At 46.0% G+C, this 21,089-nt stretch carries 21 protein-coding genes; 7 read left to right on the forward strand and 14 right to left on the reverse strand.

What is annotated here, in order from left to right; genetic code table 11:
• Positions 1–17: 17 nt before the first annotated feature.
• The 14 genes from NQ542_RS15220 to NQ542_RS15285 form a co-directional block, all read right to left on the reverse strand.
• Entirely contained in the window at positions 18–731 is a 714-nt protein-coding gene (locus NQ542_RS15220; protein ID WP_005635454.1) for a LytR/AlgR family response regulator transcription factor, read from the reverse strand.
• A 42-nt stretch (positions 732–773) separates the two neighbouring features.
• Positions 774–1,823: a sensor histidine kinase gene (locus tag NQ542_RS15225; protein ID WP_039849810.1), complete on the reverse strand. Its 1,050-nt coding sequence runs from the start codon at positions 1,821–1,823 to the stop codon at positions 774–776.
• A 264-nt stretch (positions 1,824–2,087) separates the two neighbouring features.
• On the reverse strand, positions 2,088–3,308 hold the full coding sequence (locus tag NQ542_RS15230; RefSeq protein ID WP_005635460.1) for an ABC transporter permease: 1,221 nt from the start codon (positions 3,306–3,308) through the stop codon (positions 2,088–2,090).
• A gap of 108 nt (positions 3,309–3,416) precedes the next feature.
• Entirely contained in the window at positions 3,417–4,157 is a 741-nt protein-coding gene (locus NQ542_RS15235; protein WP_005635464.1) for an ABC transporter ATP-binding protein, read from the reverse strand.
• 45 nt (positions 4,158–4,202) lie between these two features.
• The gene (locus NQ542_RS15240; protein WP_005651393.1) at positions 4,203–5,435 is read right to left on the reverse strand and encodes an efflux RND transporter periplasmic adaptor subunit; all 1,233 of its coding nucleotides are present in this window, start codon (positions 5,433–5,435) and stop codon (positions 4,203–4,205) included.
• Between the two features lie 170 nt (positions 5,436–5,605).
• The gene (locus NQ542_RS15245; protein ID WP_005635468.1) at positions 5,606–6,961 is read right to left on the reverse strand and encodes a TolC family protein; all 1,356 of its coding nucleotides are present in this window, start codon (positions 6,959–6,961) and stop codon (positions 5,606–5,608) included.
• Between the two features lie 259 nt (positions 6,962–7,220).
• Complete coding sequence (locus tag NQ542_RS15250; RefSeq protein ID WP_005635470.1) at positions 7,221–7,772, reverse strand: chromate transporter; 552 nt, start codon at positions 7,770–7,772, stop codon at positions 7,221–7,223.
• Position 7,773: 1 nt separating this feature from the next.
• On the reverse strand, positions 7,774–8,304 hold the full coding sequence (locus NQ542_RS15255; protein WP_005635471.1) for a chromate transporter: 531 nt from the start codon (positions 8,302–8,304) through the stop codon (positions 7,774–7,776).
• Positions 8,305–8,310: 6 nt separating this feature from the next.
• Positions 8,311–8,589 (reverse strand): type II toxin-antitoxin system YafQ family toxin, encoded by a 279-nt coding sequence (locus NQ542_RS15260; protein ID WP_005635473.1) that lies wholly within the window; start codon positions 8,587–8,589, stop codon positions 8,311–8,313.
• The gene (locus NQ542_RS15265; protein WP_224204166.1) at positions 8,586–8,780 is read right to left on the reverse strand and encodes a hypothetical protein; all 195 of its coding nucleotides are present in this window, start codon (positions 8,778–8,780) and stop codon (positions 8,586–8,588) included. The genes NQ542_RS15260 and NQ542_RS15265 overlap by 4 nt, the downstream gene beginning before the upstream one ends.
• A 74-nt stretch (positions 8,781–8,854) precedes the next feature.
• Positions 8,855–10,447 (reverse strand): S41 family peptidase, encoded by a 1,593-nt coding sequence (locus NQ542_RS15270; protein WP_005635477.1) that lies wholly within the window; start codon positions 10,445–10,447, stop codon positions 8,855–8,857.
• 12 nt (positions 10,448–10,459) lie between these two features.
• Positions 10,460–10,993 (reverse strand): pantetheine-phosphate adenylyltransferase, encoded by a 534-nt coding sequence (gene coaD, locus NQ542_RS15275; protein WP_005635479.1) that lies wholly within the window; start codon positions 10,991–10,993, stop codon positions 10,460–10,462.
• 22 nt (positions 10,994–11,015) lie between these two features.
• A complete protein-coding gene (locus NQ542_RS15280) occupies positions 11,016–12,881 on the reverse strand; it encodes a DNA topoisomerase IV subunit B (protein ID WP_005635480.1) in 1,866 nt (621 codons plus the stop codon).
• 72 nt (positions 12,882–12,953) lie between these two features.
• Positions 12,954–14,093 (reverse strand): hypothetical protein, encoded by a 1,140-nt coding sequence (locus NQ542_RS15285; RefSeq protein WP_005635482.1) that lies wholly within the window; start codon positions 14,091–14,093, stop codon positions 12,954–12,956.
• 343 nt (positions 14,094–14,436) lie between these two features.
• Here NQ542_RS15285 and NQ542_RS15290 point away from each other — a divergent pair, with 343 nt between their 5' ends.
• The 7 genes from NQ542_RS15290 to NQ542_RS15320 all read left to right on the forward strand — a co-directional run bounded on the left by NQ542_RS15290 (position 14,437) and on the right by NQ542_RS15320 (position 21,089).
• Positions 14,437–15,750 carry a UDP-glucose dehydrogenase family protein gene (locus tag NQ542_RS15290; protein WP_005635484.1) on the forward strand — a complete coding sequence of 438 codons (1,314 nt, stop codon included), beginning with the start codon at positions 14,437–14,439 and terminating at the stop codon, positions 15,748–15,750.
• Between the two features lie 386 nt (positions 15,751–16,136).
• Positions 16,137–16,364 (forward strand): hypothetical protein, encoded by a 228-nt coding sequence (locus NQ542_RS15295; RefSeq protein ID WP_005635486.1) that lies wholly within the window; start codon positions 16,137–16,139, stop codon positions 16,362–16,364.
• Positions 16,365–16,380: 16 nt separating this feature from the next.
• Positions 16,381–17,826 (forward strand): lipopolysaccharide biosynthesis protein, encoded by a 1,446-nt coding sequence (locus NQ542_RS15300; RefSeq protein WP_005635487.1) that lies wholly within the window; start codon positions 16,381–16,383, stop codon positions 17,824–17,826.
• 201 nt (positions 17,827–18,027) lie between these two features.
• Complete coding sequence (locus tag NQ542_RS15305) at positions 18,028–18,681, forward strand: CatB-related O-acetyltransferase (RefSeq protein ID WP_224204168.1); 654 nt, start codon at positions 18,028–18,030, stop codon at positions 18,679–18,681.
• A 4-nt stretch (positions 18,682–18,685) separates the two neighbouring features.
• Positions 18,686–19,882, forward strand: a complete 1,197-nt coding sequence (gene wecB / locus NQ542_RS15310; RefSeq protein WP_005635495.1) for a non-hydrolyzing UDP-N-acetylglucosamine 2-epimerase — start codon at positions 18,686–18,688, stop codon at positions 19,880–19,882.
• On the forward strand, positions 19,879–20,523 hold the full coding sequence (locus NQ542_RS15315) for a hypothetical protein (RefSeq protein ID WP_005635497.1): 645 nt from the start codon (positions 19,879–19,881) through the stop codon (positions 20,521–20,523). The genes wecB and NQ542_RS15315 overlap by 4 nt, the downstream gene beginning before the upstream one ends.
• A 35-nt stretch (positions 20,524–20,558) precedes the next feature.
• On the forward strand, positions 20,559–21,089 hold the full coding sequence (locus tag NQ542_RS15320) for a glycosyltransferase (RefSeq protein WP_167454923.1): 531 nt from the start codon (positions 20,559–20,561) through the stop codon (positions 21,087–21,089).

The following is a 21,089-nucleotide window of genomic DNA, read 5'->3' on the forward strand; positions in this document are numbered from 1 at the left end:
AAGTTAATTGTCCATTGTCAATTGAAATTGAGTGACCGTTGCGCCAGAAATTCGACAAGCCTCGGTTTGTAGTTGTCGGAGATCGGGATATATTCTTTTCCGAACACGATCCGGTTCCGTTCGATCACCTTGATCTTTTCAGGCTGTACGATAAAGGAACGGTGTACGCGGATAAAGCGGCTTGCCGGCAGCATCTCTTCCAGCGACTTCATGCTCATCAGTGAAAGGATGGGATGCGGTTCATCCTCGATAAAAATTTTGACATAGTCTTTCAGCCCTTCGATATAGAGTATTTTGCGCAGTTCGACCTGTACCTGCTTATACTCAGTCTTGATGAAGATCGACTCGATCTCTGCCGCAGGCGCTTGCATATGCTCGTACCATTGCAACGCCTTGTTGGCCGCCTTGAGGAAATCCGGATAACTGATCGGTTTCAGCAGATAGTCGAGGGCATTCACCTTGTAGCTGTCGAGGGCATACTGTTCGAAAGCCGTCGTAAAGATGATGCGGGTATCCGCCTCCAGTATCCGAGAAAATTCCATGCCGCTCAGTTCCGGCATCTGGATATCGAGGAAAAGCAGCTCTACCGGCTGGGCGCTCAATACGGGCAAAGCCTCGAGAGCACTGTTGAACTTTGCCGTGAGGCGGAGGAACGGAGTCTTGTTCACATAACTTTCCAGCAGACTGATGGCCAGTGGTTCATCATCGATGATTGCACATGTTAACGTCATAATTTGTTGTATTGATGTACCGGACAAAAATACAATAAATCCTTATGTCTGCAACTCTAACAGGCAAACATATTCGTCCCCTTTTTGCCCGTACGTGAAAATATGATGCGACGGATACAGCAATTCCAACCGCCTGCTGAGATTCTGCAGCCCAATGCCGGAGCCGCTCTTGTCCTGTCCGTTGTCTTTCGGGAAGTGGCTGTTGCGGATAGAGCAGACGATCCGTGTCCCTTCCTGGTGAATCTTCAGGTCGATAAAAGAAGGTTTGTTGTGGCTTACCCCATGCTTGAAAGCATTCTCGATCAGGGAGATGAAAAGGAGAGGCGCCACCTGAGTTTCTGGTGTGGCAGCCGATATGTCGGTGGTCAGTTTCACATGTTCCGGCAGGCGTATACGCATCAGTTCCACATAGTTCCGGATAAAGTCGAGTTCCTTCTCTAACGGAACCATCGGTTGGCTGCTGTCGTAGAGCACGTAGCGGAGCAGGCGGCTTAGGTCGTGCACGGCTTCTTGCGCTCTTTCCGGGCTGAAAGCGATCAGACTGTAGATGTTGTTTAGTGTGTTGAAGAGAAAATGGGGGTTCAACTGGCTCTTCAGATTCTGCAATTCTGCTTCGGCACGGCTTTTCTCCAACTCCCGGCGGGACGACTCCATCTGATACCAGCTCCCGGTCATCTTGATGGCGACGCTTAGCCCTGCCACCAGCATATACAGCATGGCGTTCACCATGAAGAAACCGACCGTCTCCTGCCATTCCCTTTCCGGCCTCGGATGTTCCCATTCGGGATGCGGGAGCAGTTCGAACATCAGATGGACGGCCCCCATCGAGGCAGCGATCAGTACGACATTGCATAGCAAGAACTTCCAGGGACGCTTGGCGAACAGGAAATGGTCGATCAGCACGAAATAGTTGGCATAGAACACCAGCATGAACGACAGCGGGACGATCATGGAGCGGACGTAGCTCAGGACCGTCACCGTCTGCGACTCGCGTCCGGTGAAGAAGAACGGCAGCCCGAAGAGGATGGCCCAGGCTGCGATATGGATCAGCTTCCCCATGCCTTTGAAGGGGGGAGCCGGTAATGTGTGCATTGTCTCTGTTGTTCCCATTTATGCAAAGATACTGTTTATTATATATCAGAGAAGCATCGGGCATGGAAGAAGTGTTGTTTCTCTGTCGAACGCCAGGCGGCATCGGTCATGGAAGAGGCTCTGCGTCGAGCATGCCTCATCACTATGAGGTGTATTGCCTCGTACCTATGAGGTGAGTTGCCTCATATCTTTGAGGTACGTTGCCTCATACCTATGAGGCATGCTTGACGCAGAGCGTCTTCTTCCCTCGATGCTTCCCGCCTGCTATTCGTAACGTATCGCCTCTATCGGATCGAGTTGTGCTGCCTTTTTGGCCGGATACCATCCGAAGAATACACCCGTGACGGTACATACGGCGAACGAGAGGACGACGCTCCAGGGCTGGATGTAGATCGGAAAGTGGGCGACTCCGTTCACGACAAGGGCCGCGCCCACTCCAAAGACTACACCTATCAAACCGCCTGTCACACTGATCAGGATGGACTCGATCAGGAACTGTGCCAGGATGTCGATGCCTTTTGCCCCGATACTCATACGGAGGCCGATCTCGCGTGTACGCTCCGTCACGCTGACGTACATGATATTCATGATCCCTATACCGCCTACGAGGAGCGAAATACCCGCCACAGCCGCCAACAGCACGGTCATCATATCCGTAGTGCTTGTCAACATCGTGCTCAACTCCTGCTGACTACGGATGGTAAAATCATCATCGTCACTTTCCTTCAACTTATGGTTGCGGCGGAGTATTTCAGAAATCTCGTCGATGGCCTGGTCGGTGTATTCCTCCTTGAGGGCCGAACAGGTAATGCCTTGCAGATGGGTGATGGCCAGGACCTTTTTCTGAATAGTTGTGTATGGAGCTAAGATTAGGTCGTCCTGGTCCATTCCCATGCTGTTGTATCCTTTGCTTTCCAGCACGCCTACGATGCGGAAAGGTAATTTCTGAAAACGTATGACCTTGCCTACCGGGTTGCTGCCGTCGGGGAAGAGGTTGTCGACGACGGTCTTGCCGACCACGCATACTTTGGCGGCTGTCTGGATGTCCTGTTCGGTGAACATGTCGCCGTCCTCGACTTTGTAGCGCCGTATCTCCAGATAGTCGGGACTGATGCCGTAGACCGTGGTCGGGGCGTTGTTGGCGCCGTAGATCGCCTGCCCGCTGCTGTTGACGGAAGGAGAAACGGCCGAGACAAAGCGTGTTTCGTCCACAATGTCTTCGTAATCCTGTAGTTTCAGGGTTTCCATCGCGGAGGCATCCTGCCGGACACCGCCACGCACGTCGGCGCCCGGGTGTATCATGATCATGTTGGAACCCATCTCACTGATCTGAGCCTGTATGCTTCGCTTCGAGCCTTGTCCGATGGCAAGCATCGTGATCACGGAGGCCACGCCGATGATGATGCCCAGCATCGTGAGGAAGCCGCGCAATTTGTTATTGGCGAGTGCCCGGACGGCTATTTTTATTAGGTTTGTTCCGTTCATTGTTATTGTTGTTTTATAAGTGATTCTTTAAACACCTTTGCCTCCTTCCGCTTGTATCGGATGATTCCGGTATTCGCATAAAGGGCCCCCCACGGAAGGGTGGCAAGATCAATCGTCATTCTTCGGCAGCCGCGCCAACGCTTCTGCCGCGTTCAGGATATTCCGGTTGACCGTGTCGGAGGTGACATGCCCGTCGCGCAGCGTGATGTTGCGGCTGCTGTACTGGGCGATCTCCGGGTTGTGGGTCACGAATATGATGGTACGTCCCTCGGCATGCAGTTTCTGGAAAAGAACCAGTATCTCGAAAGAGGTACGGGTATCGAGATTTCCGGTCGCTTCATCGGCGAGGATGACGGCGGGGTCGTTTACCAGCGCCCGGGCGATGGCGACACGTTGCATCTGTCCTCCGGACATCTGGTTGCTTTTATGCATCAGGCGGTCGCCCAAACCTACGGCAATCAGCGATTCGACTGCTTTCTTGTGTCGTTCGGCTGCACTGTAGGACGGATTGTACATCAAGGGAAGCTCCACGTTCTCGACCGCTGTCGTCTTAGGCAGCAGGTTGTAGTTCTGGAAGACGAACCCGATTTTGCGGTTGCGCAAGGTGGCGCGGGCGTTCTTACCCATCGTGCGGACCGATGTGCCGTCGAGGTAATATTCTCCGCTGGTCGGTGTATCCAGACAACCTAACGTGTTCAGCAGGGTACTCTTTCCTGAGCCGGATGTCCCCATGATGGTGACAAATTCGCCTTCGTAGATCGTGAAGGAGACACCACGCAAGGCATGGACCGTTTCGTCTCCGACCTTGAAGTCACGCTTGATGTTTTCTAATTTGATTATCTCTTTCATATTGTTGTACTCCTTGTTTGGAGGGCAGATATATAAAGCCTGCCCCTACTTGGCACTCTTCTTGTTCTTATTGCTTCCCGGAGGGCCTGGCATGAACGGGCTTCTTTCCGTTTCGGCTTCGGCTGCCGGAGTAATGGAGGAGGCTTCGAGATCGACAGCCAATTCTTCACCTTCGTTCAGGCCGTCGGTTATCTCGATCATGTTTCCGCTGGTGGAACCGACGGTAACGGCTTTCGGCTTCAGCTCCTGCCCGTTCTTGATCCATACGAGACGTTTCCCGGCAGGGGCTTCCTTGCCGGCTTCGGAGACGATGTAGCCCAGTTGCGTCAACATCCCGGCATCCGGTACGAAGCGGAGTGACTTGGTCGGGACTGTCAGCACGTTATCGCGTTCCAGCGTGAAGATCGTCACGTTGGCTGTCAGGCGCGGCTTCAATTTAAGGTCGGGATTATCGGCCGATATCACCACTTCGTAGGTAACGACCGTCGAGGTCGAGGTGGAAGAAGAGCTGCTGGTGCTTTCGCTGTCGCCGAGGCGGATTTGCATGACCGTGCCTTCGAATACGTCGTTCGGGTAGGCGTCGACGGTGAAGGAGACACGTTGCCCATTTTCTACGTTACCTATGTCGGCTTCGTCCACGTCGGCTATCACCTGCATCTTGGTCAGGTCTGCCGCGATGGTGAACAGGGTCGGAGTCTCGAAGCCGGCGGCTACGGTCTGTCCTTCTTCAACGGCACGGTTGATCACGACACCGTCGATCGGGCTGGTGATCGTCGCATATTCGAGGTTGCGGTTCACTTTGACCATTGCCGCTTGGTTTTGTTCGTAGGCGGCTTTTGCTTTCTCATAGTTGTATGTGGACGTTTCATAGTCCGAGTCGCTGATCAGCTTTTTTTCGAAGAGGATCTTGTTGCGGGCGTAATTCTTCTGTTGGTACTCGAATTCGCTTTTGCTGCTTGCCAGCTGTGCCTCGGCGGATGCGAGTTCGGCTTTCAGGTTGACCTTGTCCATTTCGGCGATCAACTGCCCTGCTTTGACCACGTCGTTATAGTCTGCATACAACTTGTCGATGATACCGGACACCTGCGTGCCGACTTCGACTTCCGTTACCGGCTCGACTGTTCCGGTTGCCGTTACCGTGTTCGAAATGGAACTGCGGCCCACTTTGGCGGTTTCGAGCCGGATACCGCCTTTCGACGTTTTGCCTGTGAAGAACCAGATGCCTCCGGCCACGACCAATACGCCTACTATACCGATAATTAGTTTCTTCTTGTTCATATCTTTATCTGTTTTTATTTCTTTCTGGATGTCGATCCCTTTTGCAAGGGAGGTGTGCCAAAAGTGCCTTGTTCCTGCGTCAGGCGCGGAGATAAGGAGATTTTGACACATCCTCCGAAACAAAAAGAGAGTGAATATATTCATTAGCGGTTCACCCCTAATGTCATGTCTCAGAATAAATTGATTTCTTCTCCTTGGTAGAAGCGCAACAAGCCTGCGTTCAGTATGGCCGTGTATTTGGCCTGGAGCGTTTCCTGTTGTGCGCTTAACAGGTTATTTTTTTCCGTGAGCAATTCTACTGTATTTTTCATGCCGACGTTGAATTGTTCGCTGACGAGAGAGTAGCTGGTTTCCGTGCTCTTCAACTTCTGTGAAGCTGCCACGTATTGCTGTTGTGCGCTGTTGGCGGCTAGCCAGAGGTTTTCGATGGTCTTGTAGAGTGTCTTCTTGTTGTCCAGCAGGTCCAGCTGGCTAGTCTGCTTTTGCAGCTTGGCCTTGTTGATGGAACTTTTCGTCTGCCGCTTGTCGAAGATGGGGATGCTGAGGGTCAGTCCCAGCGAGTTGTTCCAGTTCTGCTTGACCTGTTCGCTGAAGCTGAAGTCGCTGCCGTTGGCATTCGTGCTTCCGATGCCTGCGCTGAGGTTTAAGGTCGGGAGATATCCTGCACGTGCCATCTTGATGCTCAGGTCCGAGCTCTCCACGTTCAGCTTTCCTGCTTCTATTTCGGGACGCAGGCTGAGGGCGGTGTTGTAGACATCGTCTTTTTCGGGAAGCGGGATCAGGACGTTGCTGTCGCTCAGTTGCGGCAGGTAGAGGTCCATTTCGATGTCTCCGTCCAGTTCGAGAAGCTGTTTCAATTGCAACTTATAATCCTGCAGGGTAGCCTGGGAGGTCACCAGCTGGTAGTTGTCGCTGCTGACCTGCGCTTCCAGTTGGGCGAGGTCGCTTGAGGCGATACTGCCGACGTTGAACAATTCCTGTCCCCGTTCAAACTCTTTCCGGCTTACTTCAAGTGTCGATTCGTTTACTTTGACAGCTTCGGCCGAGTAGAGGATCTGTACATACAGTTGGGTGATACTTTCCTCGATCGAGTTTTCGCTTTCGTCCACGTTCAGTTCGGCGATGCGGTTGTTCAGCTTCTGTTGTTTGACGGTGTTCACCCGTTTGCTGCCGTTATACACAGTCCAGTTGGCGTCGATGCCGTAGCTGCCGTTGTACGAGGTTTTGCTTTCGCTTGTCGTGATGTTATCGCCGCTGATGATGGTGCCTCTTGCACTGTTCGGGCGGTTGACGACGCGCTGGCTGATGTTCCCGCTCAAGGAAGGCAGGAAATCCGCCTTGGCTGTCTTTACGTCTTCTTGGGCACTCTCGGCGCTGATGCGGTTCCGCTGTATGGTGATGTTATGCTCCAGGGCGTAATCGATACAATCGCGAAGCGTCCATTGTTTGGGTGCGTCTTCCTCCGCATTCATCCCGGCGGGCAGGAGAAGCAGGCAGGAGAGGAGTAGGGAAGAAATCTGTTTCATGATGCTTTCGTTTTGTAACCTGACAATCTTTTTACCTTTTTACGAAAGCAAAACTACAACAGGATGAAAGCCTGCACAATCAGATTAGAAAAAGAGGAGCGTTTCCTCGACAAAGAAGGACTTTCTATCGATGAAAGCCTGACTTGAAATAAGGGTGTTTTTTGAGAGAAAGCCCTGAATATTGATTGTGGAAGTCCAGGTTTTTTACTCTGAAGGTCCTGACTTCTTGTTACGAAAGTCTTGACTTTTGCGGTAAAATTTACCAATAGAGAACTATCCCGGCGATTCCTGCCAGGATAATCATCAGGATCGGGTTGATCTTGAACTTCCAGGTGAGGATGAACGCAGCCCCGAAGATCAGGAAACTTTTATAGTCGATGAAGTTCTCGCTATTCATCAATAGCAAAGCCGCTGCCGCAATCAGGCCGACCGTAGCCGGACGAAGGCCGTAGAACGCGGCTGCTACATATTTGTTGTTCCTGAATTTTGCAAAGGCGTATGAGATGGCCAGCACTAGCAGGAAAGAGGGCAGGCAGACGGCAAATGTCGTTAGGCAGGAGCCTAATACGGCCATCGCGGGCGAATAGCCGGCATTGTGGATGGCTGTATATCCGATATAGGTGGCGCTGTTGATCCCGATCGGCCCGGGGGTCATCTGCGAGATGGCGACGATATCCGTAAATTCCTGTGACGAAATCCATCCGTAGCGGTCCACCACGTCTGCCTGTATCAGGGAGAGCATCGCATAGCCGCCACCGAAACCGAATATCCCGATTTTCAGATATACATAGAATAATTGCAACCAGATCATATCAGTCTTTCTTTATTTTCAGTCCGTAAACAAGTCCTCCTATGATAGCTGCCAGAATAATCCACACAGGAGACAACCCTCCCTGCCAGATCAGCAGTGCGGCAGCGATAGGGATAACCAGCTCTTTGTAACTCATCTTGATCGAACGTGCCGTTGTCAGGCAAGGCACGGCAATCAGGGCGACGACCGCCGGACGCAATCCTTTAAACGCCTTCTCTACCCATACGTTGTCCTGCACGTGTGTAAAGAACAGCGCGATAGCCAGAATGATGAAGAAGGAGGGAAGGATGCTTCCCAAAGCGCAAACAATACCACCTGGCACTTTTTTCAGTTTATATCCTACAAAAATAGAGATGTTCACGGCGAAAATGCCGGGCAAGGACTGGGCTACGGAGAAGAGGTCGATGAAATCTTCCTTCGAAAGCCATCCTTTATCTACCACTTCCCGCTGTATCAGGGGCAGCATCGCATATCCTCCCCCGATAGTGAAAGTCCCTATTTTGACGAATGTCAGAAAAAGTGTCCAGTACATAATCCTTTAGAATAAATCTGAATGTGTTCCGGTTGAGGTTAATATCAAAATGAGTTCATCATCGTTTTGCTCCCATATTAATAACCAATCGCCTTTAATATGGCATTCCCAATAGTTAGCATAATTACCACTTAGTTTGTGGGCACGATATTGTTTTGGTAATGTCCCGTTCAATTTGAGTTGCTCTATTACAGTATAGAGGAGGCTAAGTTTTAGTCCCCTCTTCTTACATATTTCCAAGTCCTTTTCAAATCGTTTAGTGATTAGGATCGTGTATGAACTCATAATCCCATCATTTGTTTTAATTCATCCGTAGAAACTTCGCGAACACGCCCGGCTTTGATATCGGCAATGCCTTCATCAAGACTTTTCTGAGTTTTTGTGTGTTTGGTTGTCAGAGTCCATCCGAATTTCTTCGCTATTGTCTTAATGAAAGGCAATTCCGAATCCGGCAAAGTAAGTTCTATCGTTTTCATCGTTGTGTCCATCTTTTGTGTTCCTTTCTTTTCGTTGATGAATACAAATATAGGAAGTATTATCGATAATAGGTTTACCGTCCCAATTCTTTTTTGTACCGCTGTTCGTCGTTGATGAGGCGCAAGGCTTCCTGGAAGCTTTCGTTGTCGTCGTTGATGACCTGGAAGTATTCGGCCATATCATACAGGTCGCGTGCGATAAGCGCCTTGATTTGGAGCATGATGAGCGGCTTGGAACGGTTGTATTGCTCTTCGTTGAACTCGATCTTGTCGTCTTTAGCCAGTGTGACCAGTTCTTGCATTATGTCGTCTGTCACGTTGAAGTTCTGCTTGTATTGGGCGAACTTCGGATATTTCTTGTTCAGTTCGGCACGATGACGGTCCAAATAATTCATGGCGATGCGGTTCACCAGGCCGGCAGCCACGACGCTGCGGTGATAATCCGTGTAGCGCGAGGTGTCGACCGGGATAAAGACATCCGGCATGATACCGCCGCCGCCATAGACGATGCGTTTCGTCTCCAGCGTATTGTACTTCATCGAATCGGGGAAATGGATGCTATCCGCACTCATCAGTTCGCCCCGGTTGTAGCGGTCGATCAAGTCATGGTTGTATTGCTCCTGGTTGCCGTTGACATACGGTTTCTGGATAGAACGGCCTGTAGGCGTATAATAGCGGGCAACCGTCAGGCGGATCATTGAGCCGTCAGGCATCGGGATCGGTTTCTGTACCAGCCCTTTTCCGAACGTACGGCGGCCTACGACCACGCCACGGTCCCAATCCTGCACCGCACCGGAAAGGATTTCACTGGCGGATGCGGATGTTTCGTCTACCAGCACAACCAAACGTCCTTCTTCAAACCCTCCGCGGGCCGAAGACTTGGCTTCCTCGCGCGGTTGTTTGTTTCCTTCGGTATAAACGATCAGCTTGTCCTTGCCTAAGAACTCGTCGGCCAGGTCGATCGCGATATTCAGATATCCCCCGCCGTTCCCCTGCAAGTCGAGGATCAGGTTCTTCATTCCCTGTTTCTTCAGTTTCTCCAGTGCTTCCCGGAATTCGTCGGCCGACGAAGCGGCAAAGCGGTTCAGCTTGATGTATCCGGTAGCCTTATCCGCCATGTAAGCGGCATCCAGGCTGTATACCGGAATCTTTCCACGTGTGATCTTGAACTCGATCAGGTCGGGCACTCCGCCGCGCAGGACCTTTACCCGCACTTCCGTATTCTTCGGACCGCGCAGGCGTTTCATCACATCCGTATTCTTCATCTTGACGCCGGCAATCAGCGTGTCGTCCACCATGATGATGCGGTCGCCAGCCATCAGGCCGACCTTTTCCGAAGGCCCGCCGGGAATTACCTGGATCACGTATAAAGTATCCGTCAGCATATTGAACTGGATGCCGATCCCGTCGAAGTTACCTTGCAACGGTTCCGTCATCTCTTTCGTCTCTTCCGGGTCCGTATAGGTAGAGTGAGGGTCCAGCTTTTCCAGCATGCCGACGATGGCGTCCTCCACCAACTTCGTTTCGCTTGTAGAGTCTACATATAGGTTGGAGATGGCATACAGGGCCAACTGGAGCTTGCGGGCATCTATGTTGTTACCGCGCTGTGCCGACATCGAGGCGGCAAATACACTCAATATAAGGAGTGGAAGTAAAATTCGTTTCATTGTTTTTATTTTTTAATAAAGATTTGTCCCTTTCGGCACAAACTGGGAAATATCTTTGCCGTAACGCAGCAACTCCCGCACGATGCTGGAGCTGATATGCGTATGTTCCGGTTCCGTAAAAAGAATAAATGTCTCGATCCCGCTCAACTTGCGGTTCACATCGGCTATGCTCTTTTCATATTCGAAATCGTTCACCGTACGAATACCGCGCAGGATAAACCCGGCATTCATCTGTTGGGCGAAATCGACTGTCAGGGAGTCATACGACATGACCCGTACGCGCGGTTCGTCCTTGTAGAGCTCTTGGATCGCCTCCAGCCGTTTCTCCAGTGAGAAATAGGTTCGCTTCGTGTCGTTGATACCGATCGAAATGATGATCTCGTCCACCAGTTCGAGTCCTCGGCTTACCAGCGATTCGTGCCCGATCGTGAAAGGATCGAACGTTCCGGGGAAAAGAGCGATCCTTTTTAATGGACAACTGGCAATTGACAATTGATAATTATCGGTCGATTCCTGTCCCTCCCCTGTTTTTATCGTATTATCCATATTCTCAATTTATTGTCAATTATCAATTGATAACGTCTTCTTCTACAACTAAGTTATCTATGATAAAGTTCTGTCGTTCCATCGTATTCTTGCCCATATAGAACTCCAGCATATCTTTCACAAGGTCCTCTTTCTTCATGGTTACCGGGTCCAGGCGGATATCCTTTCCGATAAAATGCTTGAACTCATCCGGTGAGATCTCTCCCAAACCTTTGAACCGGGTGATCTCGGCGTTTTTTCCGGCGGCAGCGATTGCGTTCACACGCTCTTCTTCGCTGTAGCAATACCAGGTCTTCTGCTTGTTGCGTACACGGAACAGTGGTGTTTGCAGGATATAGACATGGTTCCGCTTGATCAGGTCCGGGAAAAACTGGAGGAAGAAGGTGATCAGCAGTAGGCGGATATGCATACCGTCCACATCGGCATCGGTCGCAATGATCACCTTATTGTAACGTAAGCCTTCCAATCCATCCTCTATGTTCAATGCAGCCTGTAGCAAATTGAATTCTTCGTTTTCGTATACGATCTTCTTCGTCAGTCCGAAACTGTTTAACGGTTTGCCGCGAAGGCTGAATACCGCTTGCAGGTTCGGATCGCGGCTTTTCGTAATAGAACCGCTTGCCGAGTCTCCCTCGGTAATGAAGATGCAGCTGTCTTCCAGATTGTCGCCTTTCGTGTCGTTTAGGTGAATACGGCAGTCGCGCAGTTTCTTGTTGTGCAGGTTCGCCTTCTTTGCCCGTTCGCGGGCCAGCTTGGTCACACCGGCGATCGCCTTGCGTTCTTTTTCCGATTCCTGGATCTTACGCAGCAGGGCGTCCGATGTCTCTGCGTTCTTGTGCAGGTAGTTGTCCAATTCCTTCTTGATGAAGTCCCCGACAAACTTGCCGACCGAAGGTCCGTCCGGTCCCATGTCTTTCGAACCTAACTTGGTCTTTGTCTGGCTTTCGAACACCGGTTCTTCCACCTTGATGCTGATGGCTGCTACTACGCCGGCGCGAATGTCCGAGTATTCGAAGTTCTTGTTGTAATATTCCTTTATGACACGTCCCAACGCTTCGCGGAAGGCGGAAAGGTGCGTACCTCCCTGTGTTGTATGTTGGCCGTTGACGAACGAGTAATATTCTTCTCCGTACTGGTTACTGTGGGTAATGACCACTTCTATGTCTTCTCCCTTCAGGTGGACGATCGGATATAAAGGCTCTGTCGTCATGTTCTCGTTCAGCAAGTCCACAAGTCCGTTGCGTGAATGGAACTTCTTGCCGTTGAAGACAATCGTCAGTCCGGAGTTGAGGAACACGTAATTTTTCAGCAGACTCTCGATATATTCGTCTTTATACTGATAATCCTTGAATATCTCTTTGTCCGGGATGAAATAGGTGAGCGTCCCGTTTGCCTCCTCCGTCGGGCAGATCGGGGCTTCCTCCGTGATGACTGCCTTGTTGTATTCTACCCGCTTGCATTCGCCGTCCCGGTAACTGGTGATCAGGAAATAGCTGCTCAACGCATTTACGGCTTTGATTCCGACTCCATTCAATCCGACTGACTTTTTGAAAGCCTTGCTATCGTACTTTGCTCCGGTATTCATCTTGCTGGAGACATCGACTACCTTGCCCAGCGGAACGCCGCGGCCATAGTCGCGTACGGAGACGGTGCCTTCTTCGACGGTCACTTCTATGGTTTTACCGTAACCCATCATATATTCGTCGATGGAGTTATCCAGCACCTCTTTCAGCAATACATAAATACCGTCATCGGCATAACTACCGTCTCCTAATTTCCCGATATACATACCGGGACGGCGACGGATATGTTCCATCCAGTCAAGCGTCTTGATATCGTCATCGTTGTACGCTGTCGGCTGTTGCATTGTTGAATTTAGTTCGTCCATTTTGAAAATTGAAAATTGAAAGTTGAAAATTGAAAGACTGGGAATAAAAGAATAAAGAATCACTTTCCCCTTTCAACTCTTCCCTTTCAACTGTTTAATGTATGCTCTTCTTGTCTTGTGATGCTCGCGTTTGAAGTAATCCCACTGTGCCTGTACGGCATTGTTCGTTTCCAGTTCCGGATTGCTTTCCGCATAAATAGCTCCGACACTCTTGTAAACAGGTATCAGGTCGTTGAACAGCAATGCGTTCACGCCTTTGCTCTGATATTCCGGCAAGACACCCGTCAGGTAGAGGTCGATCACTTTCGGCTTGCTCTTCAAAGCCTTCAGCAGATAAATCCAACCGAACGGGAAAAGATGCCCTTTCGCTTTCTGCATAGCCTTGGACAGGTTGGGAAGCGAGATTCCGAAACCGACCACTTCGTCGTCTTCCTCACGGACGATAAGCGTCACCAGGTCGTAGCGAAGCATCGGAATGTACATATTGATGTAGTAGTCGATCTGCTTTTGAGTCAGACGTGCGAAGCCGTATAACGGCGCGTACGACTCGTTCAATGTCCGGAACACCTTCTGCGCGTACGGCATGATCGATTTCGCGTTCTTAAACTTCATAACCTTCAGTCCGTATTTCTTCTTTACGATCTCGCCGATACGCAGATGTTTTTCCGGTACTCCGTCCGGTATATAGATTTTGAACTCATGCCAGTCCTGGTCTTTTGTATATCCCATACGTTCCATTTGTTTCGGATAGTAAGGATAATTATAGATGGTCGCCATCGTCCCGATCTGGTCGAATCCCTCTATCAGCATTCCTTCGTGATCCATATCGGTAAATCCCATCGGCCCTTGCAGCGCCTCCATGCCTTGTCCTACCGCCCATTTTTCTACAGCACCGAACAGGGCATCCACCACTTCGGCATCGTCAATGAAGTCTACGAACCCGAAACGTGCATATTTCTGGTTCCATGTCTCGTTGCTCCGGCGGTTGATCATTCCTGCGATGCGTCCCACAACCTTTCCGTCTTTGTATGCTAAAAAGTAGATCGCATCACACACTTCGAACGCCGGATTCTTCTTTTTATCCAACGTCACCATCTCTTCTTCGATCAGGCCGGGCACATGATACGGGTTGCCTTTATATAATTCGATATTGAACTTTACGAACTTTTTGAGTTCCTTCTTACTGGTAACTTCTTTAATTACTACGCTCATCGGTCATTTAGTTTGAACGGCAAATTTACACAATTAATTCATTTTTAGTGCCGGTTGGCAAGAAGAAAATGTTTTCTCTCCTTGAGCCCATAAAATCTTTGGCGTCTATTTTGCATCGGAATTGAAACGGATCGTAATGGTTTGTCGATGGAATGAAAGGGATTGTGCTTTTATCTCTGTATTGTCCTTTTGTACAAATAACTCGATTTTAAGGTGTGTAATGATTCCAATTTCTTATCTTTGTGGCGTTTTCGTTGTTCCTTGTGTGGGAGTGACGGACCTTTGTGTATCCGAAACTTTATTTGGAAACACTTAATCGTAACTTTTATTTGATTATAAAATCATGAAAATAGCTATCGTCGGGACAGGTTATGTGGGGCTTGTCACCGGTACTTGTTTTGCAGAAATGGGAACCGAAGTTTTCTGCGTTGACGTAAATGCCGAAAAGATCACAAACCTGAAACAAGGTATCATCCCTATCTACGAACCCGGCCTTGAAGAGATGGTTCACCGCAACCAGCAAGCCGGCCGTCTCCATTTCACAACCGATTTGACAGAATGCCTGAACGAGGTCGAAGTCCTCTTCAGCGCCGTAGGTACTCCGCCCGACGAAGACGGTAGTGCCGACCTGAAGTATGTGCTCGAAGTAGCCCGTACCGTCGGCCGCAACATGACCAAACATCTCCTTGTCGTGACGAAGAGCACCGTTCCGGTAGGCACGGCCCGTAAAGTCCGTGAGACGATTCAGGAAGAACTGGATAAACGGGGTTTGCCGCTTGAGTTCGATGTTGCTTCGAATCCTGAATTTCTGAAAGAAGGTGCGGCCATCAAGGACTTTATGAGTCCGGATCGTGTGGTCGTCGGTGTCGAATCCGAACGTGCAAAGGAGTTGATGACCCGCTTGTACCGTCCGTTCCTGTTGAACAACTTCCGTGTGATTTTCATGGATGTACCATCCGCCGAGATGACGAAATATGCGGCCAATGCCATGCTGGCTACCCGTATCAGCTTTATGAACGATGTGGCGAACCTCTGCGAGATTGTCGGTGCCGATGTGAATATGGTGCGTAAGGGGATCGGCTCGGATGCCCGTATCGGCAACCGTTTCCTGTATGCCGGTATCGGCTATGGAGGTTCCTGTTTCCCAAAAGATATAAAAGCGTTGATCAAAACGGCCAAGTCGAACGGTTACCGGATGCGTATCCTAGAAGCGGTCGAGGCGGTCAACGAAGAGCAGAAATCCATCTTGTTCCGCAAGTTGGACGATTATTTCAAGGGTGATCTGAAAGGTAAACGTATCGCTATGTGGGGCCTGGCCTTCAAGCCGGAAACCGACGATATGCGCGAAGCCCCTTCTCTGGTCTTGATTGATAAATTATTGGCTTCCGGTTGTGAAGTGTATGTCTACGATCCAGTCTCGATGGAAGAAACCCGTCGTCGTTTGGGAGACACCATCCACTATGCCAAAGACATCTATGACGCGGTAGTGGATGCCGACGCCCTCCTGCTCGTCACGGAATGGAAAGAATTCAGGATGCCTTCCTGGTCGGCCGTCAAAAAACTGATGGCAACCCCGCTGATCTTGGATGGCCGGAACATTTACGATGTGAAGGAGTTGGAGGAGAATGGCTTTGTTTATCATTGCATAGGGAGATAGATAAGATTATCCAATCTTTTTGGAATCAAATCAATAATAAATAGAAAGTAAGCGACAACCCGCTTTTTCATCGTCAGGTTTATACCTTTTCTATTGAAGAAAAAGACGCCGTAGCTATTGAAGGGAGCATCAGTGATCTGTGTAATGCGATTGTGTTTAAAATGTTTGTATTATTTGGGAGTGTCTTATCACCCCAAAGAACATCAAACAGTATATGAGTGACTTGGTTGAATATGGTCTGTTAATCCCTTTAATCCCGGATAATCCGGGCCATTCGAACCAAAAGTTTGTATCAGTCGGATAATATTTATTCTGTCCTGACTTCGCTTAATTATGAAGAGTGGATTGAGATTGGAGAAAGGAAAATCGGAGGAATGTAAGGAATAATGCAAAGATCAAAATTAATACATAAAGTCAGTAATTTGCTTCACCCAATAGCACCTGAAGTGGATATCAATTTTTATGGTTCGCAAGCTAAGGAGAATGTAGGGCTGGATTCGGATATCGGCTTGCTGATCCTTGTCGATAAAGAAAAATTGTCTTATGATGCGGAAATATTTGATGCGTTAAGCCATCAATCAGAAGAGTTTATTTCTGCTATTGAAAATTTTTAAAGGAATGAAATAATAAATGGCAGAACAAACTCTGAAAGAAAAAACAGCCAAGGGACTTTTCTGGGGAGGGCTGAGTAATGGGGTACAACAGGTGTTGAACTTGGTGTTTGGTCTTATGTTGGCCCGTATTCTGGATGCATCCGACTACGGAATGGTTGGAATGTTGGCAATCTTTAGCGCGATTGCTTCAACGATTCAAGAAAGCGGCTTTACTGCAGCACTTACAAATCAAAAGGAAATACGGCATGAGGATTATAATGCCGTATTTTGGTTTAGTACGCTAACAGGAGTATTGTTCTATTTGATCCTTTTCTTTTGTGCACCGTTGATCGCCCAATTTTATGATAAACCGGAATTAATAGGTTTGTCTCGTATTGTCTTTTTAAGTTTTCTATTTGGAGGCTTTGGAATTGCATCGAATGCTTATATGTTTAAGATGTTGATGGTTAAAGAGAAGGCGAAGATTGATATCATATCGTTAATCTGCTCAGGAACTATCGGAGTCATATTAGCTTTAAACGGATTTGCTTATTACGGATTGGCGATACAAACGACAACTTATATAGGAATCAGTTCGTTGTTGAAACTATATTTTGCACCGTGGAAACCTACATTTCAGATAAATTTTAGCCCTCTGAAATCAATGTTTGGCTTTGGCTCAAAATTGATATTGACAAATATTTTTACACAGATAAGCAACAATGTCTTTTCTGTTGTTTTAGGGAAATTTTATACCCCACAGCAGTTGGGCTTTTATTCACAGGGGCAGAAATGGATGGGAATGGGGCACCAATTAATAGGTGGAATGATTAATGGAGTAGCACAGCCAGTGTTAGTTCAGGTAATGGATGATAAGGAAAGACAAGTGCTTGTTTTTAGAAAGATGGTTCGTTTTGGCGCATTTATTTCTTTTCCGGCCATGTTGGGATTAGCCTTTGTTGCAAAAGAATTTGTATGGATTTTATTAGGAGAAAAGTGGTTGGACAGCGTACCTTTTCTTCAGTTGTTTTGTTTTTGGGGAGCAATAGGATATTTATCTCAGTTGTATGTGAATGTATTGATGATTTATTCTCGATCAGATATTTATTTATTGGGAATGGTTCTTATAGGTATATTCCAGATATTGATAATTGGGGTGTTATATCCTTTTGGCATATTTAATATGGTAATTGGATATATAGGAATTTATTTCCTTAGTCTTTTCTTTTGGCATCATTATGTGAAGAAGATTCTACCAATAAGATTTATTTTCATATGTAAAGATGTCTTATCTTATTTGATTATTAGCGTTCTACTTTTTGTACTGCTAAGTTATATATTAAGTGGAATGACTAATTTATATATTCTTTTGTTTGCAAAGATTTTTTTATATACTATTTTTTATATTCTATCATTAAGATTGTTAGGATCTAAAATATTCGAAGATTGTTTGGAATTTGTAAAAAGCAAAATGCTATGTTAAAAATATCAGTGGTGTTGTGTACATATAATGGTGAAAAATATTTTAAGAGAACAATTAGATTCTATTATAAATCAGACATATCCTATTTATGAGATTTTTTATGCCTTTTTTGCTTATAGAGATTGTGGGGTTTCTGTATAGTTTTACGTATTGATTTCGTATATTATGTTAGTAAAAATATATAAAAAAATACCTTCTAGATTGAGAAGTAAGATTTATGATATTTTTCTAAGTAATATTTTGTTGTATTATAGAAAAACATCTGTTTCGTTATATTTTCATAATAAGAGTTGGCGACGTTTGAATAGGCATAATAGTACTTATTTATGTGGAAATTATCCATTTGGAATGATATCAGTGGGAAATTATACTTATGGAAAGATTGATATAAATTTTTTCACAAATAAGGAAAAGCTAATTATTGGAAACTTTTGTTCTATTGCAGATGGTGTTAAATTTGTTACAGGAGGGAATCATTTTGCGGATAGATTATTGACATTCCCAGTAGGAAGTATTTATAATATAGGAAAGGATGATGGATATACAAAAGGGCCAATAATAGTGGAAGATGATGTTTGGATTGCAACTAATGCTTTGATTTTATCAGGAGTGACAATTGGACGTGGTGCTATAGTTGCTGCAGGAGCGGTTGTTGTAAAAGATGTTCCACCATATGCAATTGTTGGTGGAAATCCTGCAAAAATATTGAAATATAGATTCCCCTTAGAAATAAGAGAATCTTTGATGAAGATGGATTTCTCTTTGTTGACGAAAGAATATATAGAACAGAACATAGATTTTTTTTATTCCTATATTTCAGTAGAATCTAAATGGTTTACAAATTTGTGTAAATGAAAATATGATAAATGTACTAATTATATTTGGAACTCGCCCAGAAGCAATAAAGATGGCTCCAGTGGTGAAAACACTACAGAAAAATAATAATATTTTTGATGTGAAAGTCTGTGTGACAGCTCAGCATCGTGATCTATTAGACCAGGTTTTAGAGATATTTCAAATAAAGCCTGATTATGATTTGAATATTATGAAATCGGGACAAGATTTATATGATATAACAAGTCGGGTATTATTGGAGTTGAGGTCGGTTTTAATAGAGGCTAAACCAGATGTCGTATTGGTTCATGGTGATACTACTACTTCTATGGCCGCATCGCTTGCAGCATTTTATGCTCAAATACCGGTTTGCCATGTGGAGGCTGGTTTGCGCACTCATAATATTTATAGTCCTTGGCCAGAAGAAATTAATCGACAGATAACGGGGCGTATTGCTTCATTTCATCTTGCTCCCACGGAGTTGAGTAGAAAGAATCTTCTGAAAGAAAATATTGATCCGACAAAAATTGAAGTAGTCGGCAATACAGTTATTGATGCTTTGCACATGGCACTTTCATTATTAAAAGAAAATAAGTCTTTGCAAATCAATAATGAAAATCTTCTTTTGCAGAGTCGAATACCTGTTGAGCTATTATCAAAATGGAAAGAACATGAAAGAGTATTAGTTTTGATAACAGGGCATAGAAGAGAAAACTTTGGGAAACCTTTTATTCAAATTTGTGAAAGTATAAAAACTTTGTCATTAAAGTACTCTAATGTGGATTTTGTTTATCCTATGCATCCGAATCCTCATGTTAAGGAAGCTGTGGAGTCTGTTTTTGGAGAGATAGAATCGATTTCAATGAAATACACGAATTTGTTCTTTTGTAATCCATTGGAGTATTTGCCTTTTGTTTCATTAATGGAGCTATCTTATTTGATATTAACGGATAGCGGAGGGATCCAAGAAGAGGCACCAGGATTAGGAAAACCTGTTTTGGTTATGCGTGATACGACAGAACGTCCAGAAGGAGTAGAGGCCGGTACTGTAAAATTAGTAGGGACAAGTAAAATGAAAATTGTAGATGAAGTTTCTTCTTTATTGGAAAATCATCAATTATATATGGCAATGAGCCAAGCCCAAAATCCTTATGGAGATGGATATACATCTGTTCGTATCTCAGAAATAATTAAAAGATTGTTCTCAAGTAAATTATCATGAATGTAGGAATTGTAACGACTTGGTTTGAGCGAGGGGCGGCTTATGTTTCCAGACAATACTTGGAGGCTCTTCGATCTGATTCAAACAATAGTGTGTATATATATGCGAGAGGTGGAGAATCATATGCTCGTAATCAGTCAGAATGGGATCGTGATTTTGTTACTTGGGGAAAAGTAAATAAGAAATATTATTGTGGAGCAACTGGAATAGAAAAAAAAGATTTTATAGATTGGCTTAAAAATCGACAAATAGATGTTGTTCTATTTAATGAACAAAATTGGTGGATTCCAGTAATTTGGTGTAAAGAATTAGGTATTAAAGTTGGTACATATGTGGATTACTATACTGAAGAAACAGTACCTTTTTTTGCTATATATGATTACATTTTATGTAACACAAAACGTCATTATCGGTTGTTTAAAGATTTACCTCAGAGTTTTTATATCCCTTGGGGTACAGATATTAATCTTTTCTCTAATAATATTGAAGAATCATGTGAACAATCACAGATTACATTCTTTCATTCGGCAGGAATGAATCCGATAAGAAAGGGTACGGATACTGTTATTGCTGCTTTTTTGTCATTACCTGCTTTTTATAAGGATAAGGCAAAATTACTTATTCATCTCAAGTCGCATTAGATAATTATGTAGCAAGGTATGATCAATCAATATTATTGAGTTCAAATATCGAAGTGAGGACGGAGACTGTTGCTGCGCCAGGACTGTATCATTTGGGAGATATTTATGTTTATCCTTCTATATTGGATGGTTTAGGCTTAACTGTTGCAGAGGCTTTGTCTTGTGGATTACCCTGTATTGTACCAGATAATGCTCCAATGAATGAATTTATACAAAGTGGAATAAATGGACGTATCGCGGACGTAGAATATTTGTACGCTCGTAGTGATGGATATTTTTGGCCTCAATGTAAAGTTTCAGTTAAATCGATTCAAGAACAGATGATTTATTATTTGAATAATATTGATAGAATAAAGGTATTTAAGAAAGAGGCTCGTATTTATGCGGAACAAAATTTGAATTGGAAAGATCGATATATGCAAGTTTGCGAGATATTGAAGAATGCAACTATAGCACCATATAAGGAAGATTTAGTTGATCAAATAAAATGTTTTGAACATAGAAAAACAGGTAAGTTTAATGTACTACCTTATGCTTTCTATTATTGGAAAAAACTGAAAGGATAA

It is taken from the genome of Parabacteroides merdae ATCC 43184 (genome assembly GCF_025151215.1).
GTDB classification, from domain to species: Bacteria; Bacteroidota; Bacteroidia; order Bacteroidales; family Tannerellaceae; genus Parabacteroides; species Parabacteroides merdae.

What these genes read in the sequence shown, in the direction of transcription:
- NQ542_RS15220 (WP_005635454.1), bottom strand. Translation starts at nt 731, where the DNA reads ATGACGTTAACATGTGCAATCATCGATGATGAACCACTGGCCATCAGT.
- NQ542_RS15225 (WP_039849810.1), bottom strand. Translation starts at nt 1,823, where the DNA reads ATGCACACATTACCGGCTCCCCCCTTCAAAGGCATGGGGAAGCTGATC.
- NQ542_RS15230 (WP_005635460.1), bottom strand. Translation starts at nt 3,308, where the DNA reads ATGAACGGAACAAACCTAATAAAAATAGCCGTCCGGGCACTCGCCAAT.
- NQ542_RS15235 (WP_005635464.1), bottom strand. Translation starts at nt 4,157, where the DNA reads ATGAAAGAGATAATCAAATTAGAAAACATCAAGCGTGACTTCAAGGTC.
- NQ542_RS15240 (WP_005651393.1), bottom strand. Translation starts at nt 5,435, where the DNA reads ATGAACAAGAAGAAACTAATTATCGGTATAGTAGGCGTATTGGTCGTG.
- NQ542_RS15245 (WP_005635468.1), bottom strand. Translation starts at nt 6,961, where the DNA reads ATGAAACAGATTTCTTCCCTACTCCTCTCCTGCCTGCTTCTCCTGCCC.
- NQ542_RS15250 (WP_005635470.1), bottom strand. Translation starts at nt 7,772, where the DNA reads ATGATCTGGTTGCAATTATTCTATGTATATCTGAAAATCGGGATATTC.
- NQ542_RS15255 (WP_005635471.1), bottom strand. Translation starts at nt 8,304, where the DNA reads ATGTACTGGACACTTTTTCTGACATTCGTCAAAATAGGGACTTTCACT.
- NQ542_RS15260 (WP_005635473.1), bottom strand. Translation starts at nt 8,589, where the DNA reads ATGAGTTCATACACGATCCTAATCACTAAACGATTTGAAAAGGACTTG.
- NQ542_RS15265 (WP_224204166.1), bottom strand. Translation starts at nt 8,780, where the DNA reads ATGAAAACGATAGAACTTACTTTGCCGGATTCGGAATTGCCTTTCATT.
- NQ542_RS15270 (WP_005635477.1), bottom strand. Translation starts at nt 10,447, where the DNA reads ATGAAACGAATTTTACTTCCACTCCTTATATTGAGTGTATTTGCCGCC.
- coaD (WP_005635479.1), bottom strand. Translation starts at nt 10,993, where the DNA reads ATGGATAATACGATAAAAACAGGGGAGGGACAGGAATCGACCGATAAT.
- NQ542_RS15280 (WP_005635480.1), bottom strand. Translation starts at nt 12,881, where the DNA reads ATGGACGAACTAAATTCAACAATGCAACAGCCGACAGCGTACAACGAT.
- NQ542_RS15285 (WP_005635482.1), bottom strand. Translation starts at nt 14,093, where the DNA reads ATGAGCGTAGTAATTAAAGAAGTTACCAGTAAGAAGGAACTCAAAAAG.
- NQ542_RS15290 (WP_005635484.1), top strand. Translation starts at nt 14,437, where the DNA reads ATGAAAATAGCTATCGTCGGGACAGGTTATGTGGGGCTTGTCACCGGT.
- NQ542_RS15295 (WP_005635486.1), top strand. Translation starts at nt 16,137, where the DNA reads ATGCAAAGATCAAAATTAATACATAAAGTCAGTAATTTGCTTCACCCA.
- NQ542_RS15300 (WP_005635487.1), top strand. Translation starts at nt 16,381, where the DNA reads ATGGCAGAACAAACTCTGAAAGAAAAAACAGCCAAGGGACTTTTCTGG.
- wecB (WP_005635495.1), top strand. Translation starts at nt 18,686, where the DNA reads ATGATAAATGTACTAATTATATTTGGAACTCGCCCAGAAGCAATAAAG.
- NQ542_RS15315 (WP_005635497.1), top strand. Translation starts at nt 19,879, where the DNA reads ATGAATGTAGGAATTGTAACGACTTGGTTTGAGCGAGGGGCGGCTTAT.